The organism is Chryseobacterium potabilaquae (genome assembly GCF_902728265.1).
GTDB classification, from domain to species: domain Bacteria; phylum Bacteroidota; class Bacteroidia; order Flavobacteriales; family Weeksellaceae; genus Chryseobacterium; species Chryseobacterium potabilaquae.
The window spans coordinates 1-14,534 of record NZ_CACVBR010000009.1 but is presented as its reverse complement, the minus strand read 5'-3'; the positions used below and the strand labels follow the sequence as shown (position 1 = coordinate 14,534).

Here is a 14,534-nt window from a genome sequence, read left to right as displayed (position 1 = left end):
ATAACACCTTTCTAATAAAGCAATAGAGAATGTAATAAAACAATTGCAAATTTTTGTTTACTTCATTAGAATCCATTTAGCATTTGTCCCTTCTCCACCAACACCTTTTATATAAAATTTGTTGTTTTCCTTTTTAATATAAAATTTGGGGTCTATAGAAATACAAGTCATATCATTATCGAAATAATATATTTCTAACATATTGCCATTAATACTAGCAAAATACTTCCCTTCACATAGATTGGCTTCATGATATGTTGATAATGATACATTTATATTATTTTTTTTGATTTCAATATCATATGAAATAGAAGCCATTCCCGTGGTCGTAGCTTCTGTTTCAACGGAAACTGAATATGCCCCATTAAAGCTTTCATCCATCTTACTTATATTTTTAAATACCATTTTTTGAACCAAGCTTGTTTCAAAATATAATAAGTTCTCTGGGATTTTATTAGTTTCTACTTCATCCATTAATTTCCACTTATTATTTTCATATAAATAAAATAAAGTTTTTGCATTTGGTGCTAACGTAAATTCTCCATCTTCTCCACCATTATATAAAATATATTTTTGAGGAAGATAAGAGGTTATAATATAATAATCTTTTGTATTAATATATTTTTTGATATTATCGGATGTGCTAGCTGCTTCTTCAGTATTGAGATATTTTGAAAAATAACCACTCTTATTACCTACATTCCAAAAATATTGAGTGACATTTGTTTTACCAATATAATCCACAGTTAAAAGCCCATATCTAGGGTCTGAAAAAGAATAAGTTGGATAAGGATTAGGTGTATCTGAGATCCTAAGCCCCTGCATTTGATATTTTTCATCTAAAAAATTAAAGGGAGCTTCATTTGTATTTGTTATTTCAGCTTCCCGTTTTTCCGTAACTTTATTATATAATATAGTGTTATTTTTTTCTTGACCATTACAACTTTGTAATGAAATAACTAATAATAGAAGTAGATTTTTCATTTATTAAATTTCACAAATATAAATGGTGATTTACTACCACTTCTTGCAGCATTAAGTAATCCTTCAGACTCTGCAATATCTCTAGAAATTCCATAATATTTATTATCTTTTCTAAATAAAACTAAATCCGGTTTTTTATTTATACTAATTTTCTCAGGAGCTATTTTATTTCTTTATTCTACTTTTATGTACATAGCCCTTTTCCCCTTCTATGGTTTTCACCAAATACCAATCTCCTTCATCATCCAATACTTCAATATGCTCCCCTGATTTTATTTTTTGTAAAACTTCGGAGGATCTATTTTTTTCTTTTCTAAGATTGGTATAGCCATCAGGGTCATCAATTTTATAATCTATTTGATTCTCAGGATTAAAAACTTGATATGCTTCAGTTGCATTTTTAATTAATGAATAATTATAAAAATCAATTTTATTGAATCTATTGATAAGATCTTTATCTGTGTCATAACAATAAGATAATAAACCAAATCCTTCATTATTATTCCAATCTTCATTTTTTTTCGATTCTTTTAGCTTAATATTGATTAAAAAAGCTAAACATTCATCAGTTACTTTTTGAGTTACTAAGTTTTTATTTGTTACAATAAAAGTAATTAAGCTTGAAATTAAGTCCGTATTTGATTTTTGTAGTTGTAGTAATAAATCTTTTCTTATTAATTGTTCTTTTCCCCTGTCATTATAGAAAAGGAGACACCAATTAAAATACTTAGGTTGATCATCTAAAGATTTAATATTTTTTAAGGCAGTACTCGTAAGAAATTTATTTTCTTCATAATTAAACAAAACCACTAAATCAATGGCCAAATCTTTATCTTGATTTATCACCCGACCTATAGATATGGGATCATCTAAAAATAAGATTTTATTTAAATTTATAGTACGCTCGATATAGGGATACTTTTCTTTATTAACAACTGCTTTTTGTCTTATTGAATCTAAATCAGGTAGCAAATTTTGTCCTATCTTAATATAACTACCTTGTTTTGATATTTGATAGTCTATAAATTCTTCATTCAGTAATATTTCATCATACCCCTTATTAGATAAACTATCAACATTAATTCCAAAAAAGCGTAAAATTCTATCCTTGAAATCTTTTTCAGACTTTACTTTATAACGATCGTTTTCAAGGGCACTTTTTAATATAGAAATTTCTGTTTCCTCCATTGGATTTATTTTTTCATCTTTTTGGGTATTTTGTCCATTACACGATATTGTAACTGCCATAATTACAATATAAATATATTTATTGAGCATCATTTTTTTTATTCTTTCTATTTGTATTTATATCTTTTAAATCAGATACCGTTCCATAATATGCAAATACATCATTCAAATTCTTTGGTTCCACTTCTTCTATATAAAATTGAACAGTTTTGCCTTTAGAAATCATTGATGAAAATACTTCAGTTATTTTTGGCATATCTACATTATATACTCGTAAACAACCATGTGTAACCATTAAAGCTCCATTATCTGTCAATCCTGTCTTTCCGTCTCCCATTGTATGCCCACAATGCAGCAAAATGCCAGATCTTGAACTTGCCTTTAACGCATCTCCAGCAGCTGGACTTAATCTTATAACTCCATGATTGCCAAAAGATACTCCTGTATTAGGTGTTTTTAATTCTAATTTAGCATTCCATAATCCATTAGGTACATTCCCATACCCTCCATTTGTATACCTATCCTCCCCACCTGTGCCTAATCCTAATACATAGCATTGATGCAAAAGACCTGTATTATCAAAAAACACTAATAGCCCCTCCTTTTTTCTATTAGAAGGAACAATGATGTCTACATAAGCATTTTTACTATCTGCTTTATAAGCTTTGTCATATGTTTCTATAACTTTAGTCTTTTCTCTTTTCTTTTGAGAGCCACATTCGTTTAATACTAAGGCGACTACTGCTTTTTTAAAATAATCTTCTGCAACTTTTAAATTTTTTATTCCAACATTAATTTTTCTTCTTACATCTATCACCTTCTTTTCATCATTTATCATTAAAGGGGAATTACTCAACCCTTTACCTTTCCAGTCCGCCAAAGCACTTAACACAGCATATTTTGGTTCTGTAGGCATATCATAATAAGTAAGAAAATCTAAAAGATCAACGTCTTTCAATGTGCTTTGTTTCTTATTTTCTTCAAATCTGAACTCTGCAAAATGTTTTTTCCTACTCTCCGTTTTTAATATTTCATTATAAATTTGGTAACTACATACAACTCTACACATAACTAAAGCACTAAAGGAGGAGAAAGAACCTCTTTCCCTAATGGAAATGAGAGGGAATTATTTCTACTTTTACCCTCTCACTTTTTATTAATGATTGATTAACCAATCCCAAAGGCTGAAGAATATGGACTTCTTCAGGATAAATAGTATTAAGCTATCATAGACAACTTTAATTACAATTTTATATGACGTTTTTATCCAACGTGAGGGAATTTTTATTTTGATTTTAATTAGCATAAACTAATGTTTGTCTTTAGTAAAAATTACCTCCTCTAGTGCATAGTAAAGAAATCTTATCAAAGATAAGAAGTGTGGGAAAATTAATCAACTTTAATTCTGTAATCAACAGCTCTTTCACCCTGATCAATTTGAGAAAGTTTGTTATTTATAAAATAGAAAAATCTATGATCCGATCTCCAACCATGTAAATCATTATAAGTTCTCTTCTCAACTTTGTAAATACTTACATTTTGATCAGATTTAACTAATTGTTCATCTTGAACTTTTGATTTAAAGTCGGATTCCGACATACCGATTTGAACATTATCAAGTAAGTTGTTAAAATAATTTTGAGGATTTGACCCACAAGAAAGTAATAATATTACAATTAATAAACTAGAAATTTTAGTTTTCATGAAAAGTGATTTTAGCCCTGAATCAAACTCAAAATCAGGTTTTAATTATAGTAAAGAAGGTGTGAGTTTGTAGCCGCCTATTTGACAATAGAGGTTCTGGTAAACCTTGAAACACAAATAAGGGATAAACCCACACCCGTATAGGATGCAGTGAGCCTTATTTATCCTGTGTTTCAAATGAATGTACCAGATTCCTATTGTGCAGAATAAAAAGCTAACAGCTTCTAATCGTTAAAATTGAACCGTAAAAGTAATAAGTATAACCCTAATAACCAAAATTAACCAGTTTAAATATTCACTAACTTTGTAACACAGATGATAAACACCAACATTAAATCAGTTTTAGAACTATTGCAAACATTTTCGACAGAGCAAATTTGCATTGATTACTTAGAGCAAATGAGATGGGGAGGAATTGTTGAAAGTCCATTTGATTCACTATCGAAAGTCTATAAATGTACTAATAATAAATATCGATGTAAAAAAACAGGGAAGTATTTTAATGTTAAAACGGGATCCATGTTCGAGAATACAAAGGTTGGTTTGAGAAAATGGTTCTTAGCAATATGGTTAGTCACATCGCACAAGAAAGGTATTAGTTCTATACAGCTATCAAAAGATCTTAATGTAACTCAGAAAACTGCATGGTTTATGTTACAAAGGATTAGATCATGTTTTGGTATTGAAAACAACAACGAGTTAGATGGTATTGTAGAGTGTGATGAGACATTTATTGGTGGTAAAAATAAGAATAGACATAAAGATAAAAAGGTAAAGAATTCTCAAGGGAGAAGCTTTAAAGATAAAACTCCCGTGATGGGTATGTTACAAAGAGGTGGTAAAATGAATGCATTTGTTGTACCAGACACTAAAAGGAATAGTATTCAACCATTAATTTGTCGATATGTTAACCCTGAAACTACTAAATTAATTAGTGACGAATGGTTGGGGTATAATGGATTAAATAAATACTATGACCATAAAATTATTGATCATTCTAAGAAAGAATATGTAAGTTTGCAAGATAATGCCATACATACAAATAATATTGAAGGAAGTTGGAAGATCCTTAAAAACTCAGTATCAGGTATGTATAATCATGTATCAAGAAAACATCTTCAGAAATATGTAGACGAATTTGTTTATAGATATAACTTAAGAAAGACTTCTGATAATGATAAGTTTAAACATTTATTAGTTAATAGTAATGTTAGAACTAAGTATAAAGATTTAGCTATGTAATTTTAAAGTGTGGGAGAAGGATAATATTAATGAGCTGATCTAAGGATTAGTGGAATCACTCTCACTAACCGAACGATTCTATCTCCCTGAGGGTATCAGAGGATCACGTTCACAGACATCAAAAATACTATTTTGAGTCTCCCACATCTTAAAATTATAGAATAAATATGTAATAAACAACATGAATCCAAAAATATTAAAACAAAAGAATGTGAAGAGTATTGTTATCAAAGATGTTGAATACTTTGATGTTCTAGATATTAAAGAAAATCACCCCGATTTAAAGGTGGATGTTAAAGAAATCATTATTATTGATGGTATTCCACTTATAAGAGCGGAATATATAGAAATATTAACAGAGTTTGATAATAATATTAAAAGTATGTTTGGTAAAAAATAAAAGAACGATAGTTCACGAGACTATCGTTCCTACCAAAAAATTACTTTTTACGGCAACTCTTGGGTTTACTTCTATAAAAGAACGTTCTACCATCTTGCGTTGGTCTACGAACTTTTACGAACTTGGTTTTTGGTTTTCTCGCCATATTTTACAAGTTTCATAACGACAACTCTCACCGTGCCATTTTCGGTATGTATTTTACTTACCTAAATGTCCGTTACGTTACGGTGATTAAAAACCTAAAAGTAAAAATAAGAAAAGGTTAGATAAATTCCAACCTTAAATTTAATTAATGTAAACAGGTATGTAGTTACCAAAAATTGAAAAGTTTTACTTGATCAGGTCTCTGCTTACAAAATTCTTCAATTTGACCTCTTTTGTCTAATAATTTTCCTCTATTACCAAAAGTACCACTTCTAATATTCTTAGGAATATATTTTACTTTCCCTTCTAACATTTCGTCCTTTCTAAAGTGAGTCTCAGCAGCTATTTGAGATAAAAAATGAGCTTTTTTAGCACATGTATTAATATTAAAGTCTAATTTATATTTATTAATCCATTTCACACATTCCATCCTAAAGTCCTTCTCCTTTTCTCCGAATATATTTTTTATTTCATCCCATGTAAAATCACTCTTACATCTGGAACAACCTTTGTTTTCTTCTATATCATCTAATTGTGGTTCTTTAATAACAGCTGTACTTCTTCCTTTTAATACCTCTGTAGGTATAGCATCCAAAGTCACAGGCATTACAGCAGATTTCACAGAAGTCTCTTTGTAAATTACTTCTATAAAATAATCCTGTCGGCTACTATCTGTACCTCCATCTTTAGCTTTATCAAACAGCTTCCTAGTAAGATGTACCCAGGTAAAATTTGTATCACCCACTAAAACCAAATCTTTTTCAAAAATTAAATCGTGAGTCCACAGCAAATTATCTTCTTCCCAGATCTTGATCTTTACTTTCTTATCCTTCATATCCTTGGCAAGGATTTTCAAGAATACCAAAGTTCCTACTCTAGAAGAATGAAGTTTGTTGCCATTTTCATCTACGAATTCAGCACTTAGAAGTTTACCCTCTACATCTTCACGATTTTTACCTCCTGGGGTGATAGCAAACTTGGGAGAGTCCATTTCTGGCTTGGGTTTAGCAGGAACAATTTCAGGTTTTATTACTGGTGGTATTGGCATCTTAGGCATTTCCCTTTTCCTAGTAGGTACCGGATTATAAGTAGGATTAATTACATTTACATTAGCACTTGCTTTCTGTATATGTGATTCTACAGCATCAGCTGTTACATAATATTCATGAGTTGCCCCTTCATCTTTCTCGCCTAATGCCGTTCGAGCATTAGCTATCTGTACTGCCAAAGTATATTCAGGTAATCGGAAAGATACCTGAGCAATACCATCTTCATTAACTGTATCAAATACAGGGATAAGATTGATTCTATTCAGACCATTGATCATAGGATTATGACCTTCACCATTAGCATCATCTTCCCATAACGTAAAAGAAATAGGCATATTAAACATTTCTATGCAATAGGCACGGGCTATAATCGTATCTTTATAGCTTATCTTTTTTCCTTTAGGAATCTTTTGATAATTAACATCTAAAAGTTCTACTTTTGAAATTCTTTGTTCTTTCGCCCTTTGAGGATGGATAATTAATTCTCCATAGTCTTCTCCTTGTCGAACTACTATTTTTATCCCTTTGTATTTAAGACTTTTTTGTCCAAAAGTATAAGGAACCCTATCTCCTTCTTTATTATTGTTAGCTTTCCTCCAACCCATTTTGGTTTGTATCATAACATCCCATTCTTTTTTATGAGTTTTTATTAATTCTCCAAAGGGTTTATGGGAAAGACCTAATCCAGTATGAGTAAGGGAAACAATGGAATACATTTCCTTCTTCCCTATTATAGGATGTGCATTTCCTAGTATTGTTAACTTGTTCATTATGGATGTGTTTATTCACAAACTTCTACTTCATCATCTTGTTCTTCTTGAAATTCTTTATAATCTAACAAAGGATTGATATAGTATTGTTCTTTAGGATCTGCATTTTTAATATTTTGTACATTCATCAAAGCCGTTTGTCCAGCGTCTTTTATTGTAATTTTACCTCCCGTTGTGCAAAGCAATTCGGAAATTTCGGTTACACAACCTTTACCCATTACTTTTACTTTTTCATAGGTCTTTTGCCATTTATCTACTGGAGCAAAAGTACAAGGCAAATAACCTCCGGAACTGGGTTTCAATTTGCATTGCCCAAAACTAGGCCCTGAGGGTATAAATTCTAAATCATCTTCTGTAACGGCTAAATAATCGGATGATCCTTCTTCATCATTCCAATAATGCTTCTGATGAGAAGTGACGTTAAACTGAGGAAATTGGTTTCCCTGGCTGCATTGGACTTTCCCTTTTTGAACCACAAAATGTTTACCATGGTGGCAGGAGGAATCTTCGGACATCATCTCTGTATTTTTCGGTGCACGCAAATTTAATTATTATCTCCTATTTTTTCTAATAAAAATGTTTCTTTTACTTTATTTTCAAAAGTAAAATGTTGGAAATATGCTTCTATTCTTTGTAAGGAAAATTCTTTTCTATTGAAAATATACTCTGCAAATTGTTCACAGTCAATGGAATTTTCATTCAACGGAATATTCTCGTCATATTCACAACCCGTATATAAGTCTTCTAAACTTCGATGATCACAACAAACACCTTTCTGGTGAATTTTTATAAGATGATCATCAATCCCTTCTTTAGGACAAAGGATATTTTCGAATTCAAAACGTATGGCATCTGCATCGAAAATCCATGGACTAAAGTCATGATAAAGTAGAGAATTTGTCCACTCTCCTAGTTTTGCCCTATAAAATGAGCCAAAAAGAAAGGTAATTAATAACGACTTACCCAATTTTAATACAATTTCTTCAGGATTTTGAATTAAACTCTTCATTTTTTCAACATAATGGAAAGCATGATCATCTGTAAAGTAGTGTTTTATATTTTCTAATTCAGAAAGTATTTGTTCAGGTTTCTTTATAAGTTCTATATTCATAATCTTACCTTCCGAATTTATAATAAATCTTATCGGGTAAATGCTTTTTATACACATTTTGGACAATGTAGAAGCTTTAGTCTCTGAATTTCCCCCATCTTTTCTAAAGTCAAATGCTGTAAATTGAAAATAATAATTATGATCTTTTATATATTCTAACTCTAAACGAATCTTTTGCTCATAAATCGCTGTAACTTTATCATTTGAATAAGTCGTCTGTGAAATCTGATAGGTACCCTCCCATAAATCATAGGCAAACGAAAACTTTCCATTATATGGAAAATCATAATAACTCTCATTATTTTCCCTGATATTCTGATTAATTTCTATAATCTGTTCTTTTGTGGGAATAAAAACTCGGGGTCCTTCAATCATATCCCCTTCATAACGCTCCATAAGAGGACAATTTTCGTTATGAAAGTCCCTCAAATATCTAGGGTTTTCAAGATGAAGTTCGTCACTGATTTCTGAAAAACGTCTCCCTAATTCAACATTGTAAATTATCATATTGTATTTTTTCGGCCTGAATCTACAAAATTTCAAAGGAACTCAAGTCCATTTTTAATTTTATAACTCCTTATTCAAAAATGTATGCTAAATTAGACTTCGTGTTACAGCTGGAAAGGACAAAGATTACAAAAATATTTACTAAAAATTTTGTTTTAGGGGTGTTTAATTGCATAAGCTATTATATTTAGGTGGTGCATTAATACACCAGGTCTATAGTATTACCCAGTTAAATTTACATTATTAATCACAGGTCATTGAAACTTACCCCTGACAGGGCTTCCAGTAAAAGGATCGTTCACCCATTTTAAAACTCCATCAACAGGATTTCTTTGGTAATAATTATTTACTTTTATTACGTTTGGATGTTTAAAAACAAAATCTCCCCCAAAGTACATTTCTACAGGATCATAGAGATTTACTTCAGCAACGTGAATATTCATATCTCCTAATTTATTGGCTAGTCTAAATAGGAATACTCTAAATTAATATCTCCAACTTATTTTATTCTAATATCACTTTTTTTCATCTTGTAGAGGAGGTCGAACAAATTCTCTAAAATGCTTTTCTATTACTCCGAATTTTTCAAAATTAATTTTTGCTTCTCTTAAACTTACAGTATTTGCTCCACCATTATAGTCGATATCGTGAAGTTGAACACCATCATCTTCCCAATAACAAACTGGACATATTTGAAATGTATTATCAGCTTTATATTTAAGAGTATAATATCCGCAACAAGGGCACGGAAATTTCCCATATTTGTTACTGTCCATATAATTGTAATTGTTTTAAATAATAATTCATACCTCCTTTAGGACGGAAAAAGGTTTCAATATAGCCTTTAGGATGTATTGTTAGGAACTCACCTGTAGCTTTATTATATTTAAATGTCCATCCTTGCTTTGATACAAAGCCTACAACTTTTCCTCCAATATTACTGTCAGCTAATTTTACAGCTCTTTTATAATAAGCAACGTTGGAAATAGAACCCCAACTTGACCAATCTTTTGTATGTTTTGAAAAATGTTTAGTAAGCTTTTTAACCCACAGGCACCACTTGCTGAATTTCCCAGTGTCATTTAATTCCACTCATCATTCAAATAATAATAATAAGATTTCTGACCATTACTAATATTATCCCAAGTCAAAAATTCCTTATCAAATATAGTATAATCCTAAATATAGGTTTGCCAATTTTTAGCATTTTAGGACAAGTAGTGACATAAATAATTTTATGCTTTTAAATAAATGTAACTCTTATTTTTTGTCTCAACAAAGGTTACAACTCCAAAATATCCTTGCTCAAATTTGTCTCCTTCCTAATATTATTATGTTTTACAAAACTACACATTCTTTATTTATACTTAATAAAATCATAACCATCAAATAACAATTTTATCATATCCGAAAGAAATAAAAATTATTATTTTTCTGGGATTACTTTTCAATAAATTTAACTTCTATATTTACCTCTTGTCCATTTTTTAAATGTCCTGGATAATACATATCTCCCCCTAATACATTTAAACCAGATACTGAAATATCATTTATTTTAGTGGAATCAATTTTAATTTTAGTGGAACCTGTAGAATCTGTTATATATTCTCCAACTTTATGAAAGGTTTTCTTTAAATACCCAAATTCCTCGCTTCTTATCTCTATCGTATCAAATGTATTAACCCTGGCTTGCCTGGTTTTACTATCGATTGAAGTTATTTTTACCCTAATTTGATTATCCAAATCATTTTTTTAGTACAACCCCAGATTAACAAAAACATTATAGGAAAAAAACTCACTGTTTTGGCTTTAAGGATGTTCAATTGCATATCTTGTTATATTTATATGATTAATTAATTAATTAATTAATTAATTAACCCGTTGTGCATTTTAAATAATGCTGATTTTAATATTATTAATATTTCTATCAAAAATCACTTTATTAATGTATTGTATCACCGTTAAAGAATTGATTTTTGATATTATTCTGGTTTTAAACCCTGAAAATGTTTTTGCATAGTTTCTTCTGATCATAAACTGGTCACAAAGTTGAGAGAATAAAGTTTCAATTCTTTTTCGTTTCTTTTTAAATAGATAAAATTGAGGTTTATAATGTTTTTGATTTTTCCGTTTGGGAGTATCAAGTCTAATATCAGCTGTTTCAAATAAATTAAGCTGTATGCTTTCAGATAAATAACCTTTGTCTCCAATCAAAACACAATCAGACATTTGATGCTGAATATCTTTCAGATAATGAATATCATGTACAGAAGCTGCACTAAGATCTACACTTTGAAACACTCCGTTTACAGAACATACTGCATGTAATTTATATCCATAAAAAGACATTTTTTGCGAAGCACAAAATCCTCTATCCGGAAAACTGAATTTTTCTTCTTTACAGACTTTAGAGCGAGTACTTCGGGATATTTTGCATACTTCTAAAGGCATACTATCGACGATGAAATAGTTTTCAAATTCATTAAATATTTCAGATAATTGGAGTCTTATCATATTGGTAAAGTTCATTAATCTTCTTCTGCGACGATTATAAACTGTTCTCTCAATTTTGCCTGCAAAGAATTTTGGTAAAATTCTAAATAGATGATTTTCACTGTCAATTCCCATATATTCTGCGGTTAAGCTTAAAGTAATTAATTCTAAATCACTCAATTTTGGAGTTCGACGCTGATGTTTTAAAAGATTATCCTCTGATATTTTTCGTAAAACTTCCAATATTCTTTCGTAATTTGCTCTCAAGTTGTTCATTGTAAATGTTTTGTGGTAAAAACAATTTACTGATTACCAATCAAATGAACAACTTTATTCCTTTTTATCTAAATGCACAAAGGGTTAATTTAAAATTATTTATATCGCTATTTCAGGACAAGACCTCTGCCACCCGATAAAATCGTGCTGTAGCGGGGAGACTAAAATTAAATAGATTGGCTTTTGTATTTTTTCCAAGACTCAAATATAATTTCACTCAAGTCTTCAAAACTATGTTGAAGCCCTACAGATGTCAGAGTTATAGGAGTGTTATAAGTTTTCATATTTTGTTTTAATGAGAGTTTTTTGATTACGCTTGCTCTTTCTATGTACTCATTAGGATTAATAACTTCAATTAGTAAAAACTTTGTTGACATCACTTTTTCTATTCTAATATTGGTAATATCAACCCATTTTATCAAACCTATAGAACTAAAGTTTGTATTATCTAGTATTCCTTCTTTATTTATAACTAATCCAAGTTTATTATCAAATAACTTTATAAATAATAATATGGAAGCAATTCCAAATACTACAGTACCTAAAACACCAATTAAAAAGATTACTTTTTCACTACGTGTTATAAAGCTCACAAAATAAGAGGGATTTATACTAAATAACGAACTAATAATAACAAACCCTATTGCCAATAATAAAAGAAACATTAATTTCTTTTTACTTAATTTGATTTCTATATTTTGTATTTTATTCATATACTTTTTCTACTCCGGCTTCACCTAATTCTGAGCCACCCCAACGTCCAATTACACCTACGATAATTCCACCTACGAGGGCACCGGGACCTGCGCCTACACCACCGAACCAGACGCCAATTACAGTATTTTTAATCCAGTCTGAAACATATTCAGGTCCTTTTTCAAATAATCCATTAGGATCTCTAAAATACACCGGGTTATTAAATGCATAACGATAAGGAGTCCATCCTGGAATTACTTCTGTTAAAGGATCCATAACCCCAAAATGTCCAATATCCGGCATATAATGACGCCAATCCATTGATACCATTCTCGTTTCCTGCAACTCTTTTCCATTATACTTATATTGATAACTCAGATTCCCCATTTAGGATATTATATCCTTGATGCTTTAATCCAAAAGGATAATAATTGTTTTCTTCAAGAACTTCTACTCCTGATCCATTGTTAAAGAAGATTACTTCCACCCATCATAAAAGTTCCTATTGTGAAAGCTAAATTTCTTTCAAATTTTTCTGTAACAAGAGCAACTTTACTACCTCTAATTCCCGCAGCTAATCTATCTTCTGAAGCATGATATGCATTCATATTATTAATAGCCATAAATGAAAGTGAACTGGGCTTTGTACTAGTCATAACAATTTCTTGTATTGGTGCAGGATTATTATCTCCACCTCTTGCGTTAGGATCTAATTTTGGTTCTCCCTCTTGGCCATTTATTCCTGTTGGATCATTGAATCTTAAAGGATTTCCGTAAACATAAGAATATGGACTGTATTTAAACTGTAATTCACTTAATGGATCCAAAACTCCCCACCTTCCAATATCTGGCATATAAAACCTTGCCCCATAATCATACATTCCTTAGTCTACTGTATTTATGGAGATTTGCCTACTTAATTTTTCCTCGTTCGGTGGTTTATTTTTTGAACGCTTTTCTGTCACTTTTCAAAAATACAGATTTATTCATTTGAAAAAATTTCGAATGGATCAGGTTTTCGAGTACCGTTTGATGAAAATATTCCAGACTTATTAAATATCTAAATCCAACTTTGTATTGAGTTTCCCGTAAATATTATTGTTTAAGCCAGAAATTAATTTCAGCCGTTTCTACTTTGCTTTAAAGTCTGAGCACCCACAATGCTCAATCGTTTCAATGATATTGAAAAACTTGATCCTGAAAATAAAAAGCGTTTGCTTTCTGTTGTGGATGGGTTTATTCAGGTACTCAAATTTAAAAATATTGCAGCGTTTCTAAGAAAAGATTAAAAATGTCACAAAACGAAGTGGGCCAACTCGTAGGTTATGGTCGGGACGACTCATCGCGGAAAGCCACATGCAATGAATGTTTTCTTTAAGTGCCTGTTCCATTTTGCGGCTTGAATAGATATTACTCAAATAAGCATAAATTAAAACTTTCAAAAGCATTTTCGGATGAAAACAAGAGGTTTCGCCAGGTTTATAGGTTTTGATCAAGCTTTTAATATCCAAGCCATCAATAATGTTTGAAACAGCTCTCACAGGATGCCGTTCATCTATCAACTCCGATAAATTGGGAGGAAAAAGCAAGTTTTCTTTGGGATTGTAATCTTTAAAGATTACTTTTGAATTACTTAACACATAGCAAATTAATCAATTTGTAACTATTAGAGGCTGTCTCAAAAGGTAAACTAACGCTTTGAGAATTCCTTAAATGACAAAAGTTGTCAGAGAGGAGTCCGAGAGAGGGGGACCTTTTGAGACAGCCTCTTTATTTTACCAAATTTATTATTCCTTTTTGATTTCGTGCTCCATTTATCTTAATTCTAATAGTATCTTGCAAGTACGGTTGTTTTAAATATCCCCAAACTACATCACAACTATCTAATTTTTTTTTGTCATCCGAAAAAATATCTAATGAAATAGAATCATTCTTATTTCTCTCATAACTTAAATTATAAGGATAATGTG

18 protein-coding genes and 1 pseudogene are annotated in these 14,534 nt (G+C 30.5%); 2 read left to right on the top strand and 17 right to left on the bottom strand.

The annotated features are described in order from the left end of the window. Positions 1–57: 57 nt before the first annotated feature. From CHRY9293_RS07025 to CHRY9293_RS07010, 4 genes are all read right to left on the bottom strand, one after another. Positions 58–984: a hypothetical protein gene (locus tag CHRY9293_RS07025; RefSeq protein WP_162032360.1), complete on the bottom strand. Its 927-nt coding sequence runs from the start codon at positions 982–984 to the stop codon at positions 58–60. 165 nt (positions 985–1,149) lie between these two features. Continuing rightward, a complete protein-coding gene (locus CHRY9293_RS07020) occupies positions 1,150–2,232 on the bottom strand; it encodes an SH3 domain-containing protein (RefSeq protein ID WP_162032359.1) in 1,083 nt (360 codons plus the stop codon). A 19-nt stretch (positions 2,233–2,251) separates the two neighbouring features. Continuing rightward, positions 2,252–3,241, bottom strand: coding sequence for a hypothetical protein (locus CHRY9293_RS07015; RefSeq protein ID WP_162032358.1), 990 nt, complete (start codon positions 3,239–3,241; stop codon positions 2,252–2,254). 320 nt (positions 3,242–3,561) lie between these two features. Further along, positions 3,562–3,876, bottom strand: coding sequence for a hypothetical protein (locus CHRY9293_RS07010; RefSeq protein WP_162032357.1), 315 nt, complete (start codon positions 3,874–3,876; stop codon positions 3,562–3,564). A 315-nt stretch (positions 3,877–4,191) separates the two neighbouring features. Between CHRY9293_RS07010 and CHRY9293_RS07005 the strand changes: the two genes are divergently transcribed. Together CHRY9293_RS07005 and CHRY9293_RS07000 are read left to right on the top strand one after the other, a co-directional pair. Further along, on the top strand, positions 4,192–5,118 hold the full coding sequence (locus tag CHRY9293_RS07005) for an IS1595 family transposase (RefSeq protein ID WP_162032356.1): 927 nt from the start codon (positions 4,192–4,194) through the stop codon (positions 5,116–5,118). 181 nt (positions 5,119–5,299) lie between these two features. Beyond that, positions 5,300–5,518 (top strand): hypothetical protein, encoded by a 219-nt coding sequence (locus tag CHRY9293_RS07000; protein WP_228455489.1) that lies wholly within the window; start codon positions 5,300–5,302, stop codon positions 5,516–5,518. Between the two features lie 310 nt (positions 5,519–5,828). Here CHRY9293_RS07000 and CHRY9293_RS06995 read toward each other — a convergent pair whose 3' ends face one another. The 13 genes and pseudogenes from CHRY9293_RS06995 to CHRY9293_RS18680 form a co-directional block, all read right to left on the bottom strand. Continuing rightward, positions 5,829–7,481 carry a hypothetical protein gene (locus CHRY9293_RS06995; RefSeq protein ID WP_162032354.1) on the bottom strand — a complete coding sequence of 551 codons (1,653 nt, stop codon included), beginning with the start codon at positions 7,479–7,481 and terminating at the stop codon, positions 5,829–5,831. 11 nt (positions 7,482–7,492) lie between these two features. Then, positions 7,493–8,023, bottom strand: a complete 531-nt coding sequence (locus CHRY9293_RS06990; protein ID WP_228455488.1) for a DUF4280 domain-containing protein — start codon at positions 8,021–8,023, stop codon at positions 7,493–7,495. Between the two features lie 2 nt (positions 8,024–8,025). Continuing rightward, the gene (locus tag CHRY9293_RS06985) at positions 8,026–9,099 is read right to left on the bottom strand and encodes a hypothetical protein (RefSeq protein WP_162032353.1); all 1,074 of its coding nucleotides are present in this window, start codon (positions 9,097–9,099) and stop codon (positions 8,026–8,028) included. A 254-nt stretch (positions 9,100–9,353) separates the two neighbouring features. Continuing rightward, positions 9,354–9,542, bottom strand: coding sequence for a hypothetical protein (locus CHRY9293_RS06980; RefSeq protein ID WP_162032352.1), 189 nt, complete (start codon positions 9,540–9,542; stop codon positions 9,354–9,356). A gap of 72 nt (positions 9,543–9,614) precedes the next feature. After that, positions 9,615–9,875 (bottom strand): CPCC family cysteine-rich protein, encoded by a 261-nt coding sequence (locus CHRY9293_RS06975; RefSeq protein WP_162032351.1) that lies wholly within the window; start codon positions 9,873–9,875, stop codon positions 9,615–9,617. After that, complete coding sequence (locus CHRY9293_RS06970; protein ID WP_162032350.1) at positions 9,865–10,191, bottom strand: hypothetical protein; 327 nt, start codon at positions 10,189–10,191, stop codon at positions 9,865–9,867. Before CHRY9293_RS06970 ends, CHRY9293_RS06975 begins: the two co-directional genes overlap by 11 nt. A gap of 348 nt (positions 10,192–10,539) precedes the next feature. Further along, complete coding sequence (locus CHRY9293_RS06965; protein WP_162032349.1) at positions 10,540–10,842, bottom strand: hypothetical protein; 303 nt, start codon at positions 10,840–10,842, stop codon at positions 10,540–10,542. A 147-nt stretch (positions 10,843–10,989) separates the two neighbouring features. After that, positions 10,990–11,868 carry an IS982 family transposase gene (locus CHRY9293_RS06960; protein ID WP_162032348.1) on the bottom strand — a complete coding sequence of 293 codons (879 nt, stop codon included), beginning with the start codon at positions 11,866–11,868 and terminating at the stop codon, positions 10,990–10,992. Between the two features lie 167 nt (positions 11,869–12,035). Beyond that, positions 12,036–12,581, bottom strand: coding sequence for an STM3941 family protein (locus CHRY9293_RS06955; protein WP_162032347.1), 546 nt, complete (start codon positions 12,579–12,581; stop codon positions 12,036–12,038). Beyond that, positions 12,574–12,951 carry an RHS repeat domain-containing protein gene (locus tag CHRY9293_RS06950; protein WP_162032346.1) on the bottom strand — a complete coding sequence of 126 codons (378 nt, stop codon included), beginning with the start codon at positions 12,949–12,951 and terminating at the stop codon, positions 12,574–12,576. Before CHRY9293_RS06950 ends, CHRY9293_RS06955 begins: the two co-directional genes overlap by 8 nt. 80 nt (positions 12,952–13,031) lie before the next feature. Further along, positions 13,032–13,445, bottom strand: a complete 414-nt coding sequence (locus CHRY9293_RS06945) for an RHS repeat domain-containing protein (protein WP_162032345.1) — start codon at positions 13,443–13,445, stop codon at positions 13,032–13,034. A gap of 441 nt (positions 13,446–13,886) precedes the next feature. Further along, positions 13,887–14,204, bottom strand: a pseudogene (locus tag CHRY9293_RS06940) (transposase); the annotation flags it as partial. A gap of 130 nt (positions 14,205–14,334) precedes the next feature. After that, positions 14,335–14,534: hypothetical protein (locus tag CHRY9293_RS18680; RefSeq protein WP_228455487.1), on the bottom strand; the 200-nt coding region annotated here is incomplete at its 5' end.

Bases quoted from the DNA above. Each gene is read 5' to 3' on its own strand.
- CHRY9293_RS07025 (WP_162032360.1), bottom strand. From the start codon at position 984: ATGAAAAATCTACTTCTATTATTAGTTATTTCATTACAAAGTTGTAAT.
- CHRY9293_RS07020 (WP_162032359.1), bottom strand. From the start codon at position 2,232: ATGGCAGTTACAATATCGTGTAATGGACAAAATACCCAAAAAGATGAA.
- CHRY9293_RS07015 (WP_162032358.1), bottom strand. From the start codon at position 3,241: ATGTGTAGAGTTGTATGTAGTTACCAAATTTATAATGAAATATTAAAA.
- CHRY9293_RS07010 (WP_162032357.1), bottom strand. From the start codon at position 3,876: ATGAAAACTAAAATTTCTAGTTTATTAATTGTAATATTATTACTTTCT.
- CHRY9293_RS07005 (WP_162032356.1), top strand. From the start codon at position 4,192: ATGATAAACACCAACATTAAATCAGTTTTAGAACTATTGCAAACATTT.
- CHRY9293_RS07000 (WP_228455489.1), top strand. From the start codon at position 5,300: ATGAATCCAAAAATATTAAAACAAAAGAATGTGAAGAGTATTGTTATC.
- CHRY9293_RS06995 (WP_162032354.1), bottom strand. From the start codon at position 7,481: ATGAACAAGTTAACAATACTAGGAAATGCACATCCTATAATAGGGAAG.
- CHRY9293_RS06985 (WP_162032353.1), bottom strand. From the start codon at position 9,099: ATGATAATTTACAATGTTGAATTAGGGAGACGTTTTTCAGAAATCAGT.
- CHRY9293_RS06980 (WP_162032352.1), bottom strand. From the start codon at position 9,542: ATGAATATTCACGTTGCTGAAGTAAATCTCTATGATCCTGTAGAAATG.
- CHRY9293_RS06975 (WP_162032351.1), bottom strand. From the start codon at position 9,875: ATGGACAGTAACAAATATGGGAAATTTCCGTGCCCTTGTTGCGGATAT.
- CHRY9293_RS06960 (WP_162032348.1), bottom strand. From the start codon at position 11,868: ATGAACAACTTGAGAGCAAATTACGAAAGAATATTGGAAGTTTTACGA.
- CHRY9293_RS06955 (WP_162032347.1), bottom strand. From the start codon at position 12,581: ATGAATAAAATACAAAATATAGAAATCAAATTAAGTAAAAAGAAATTA.
- CHRY9293_RS06950 (WP_162032346.1), bottom strand. From the start codon at position 12,951: ATGGGGAATCTGAGTTATCAATATAAGTATAATGGAAAAGAGTTGCAG.
- CHRY9293_RS06945 (WP_162032345.1), bottom strand. From the start codon at position 13,445: ATGTATGATTATGGGGCAAGGTTTTATATGCCAGATATTGGAAGGTGG.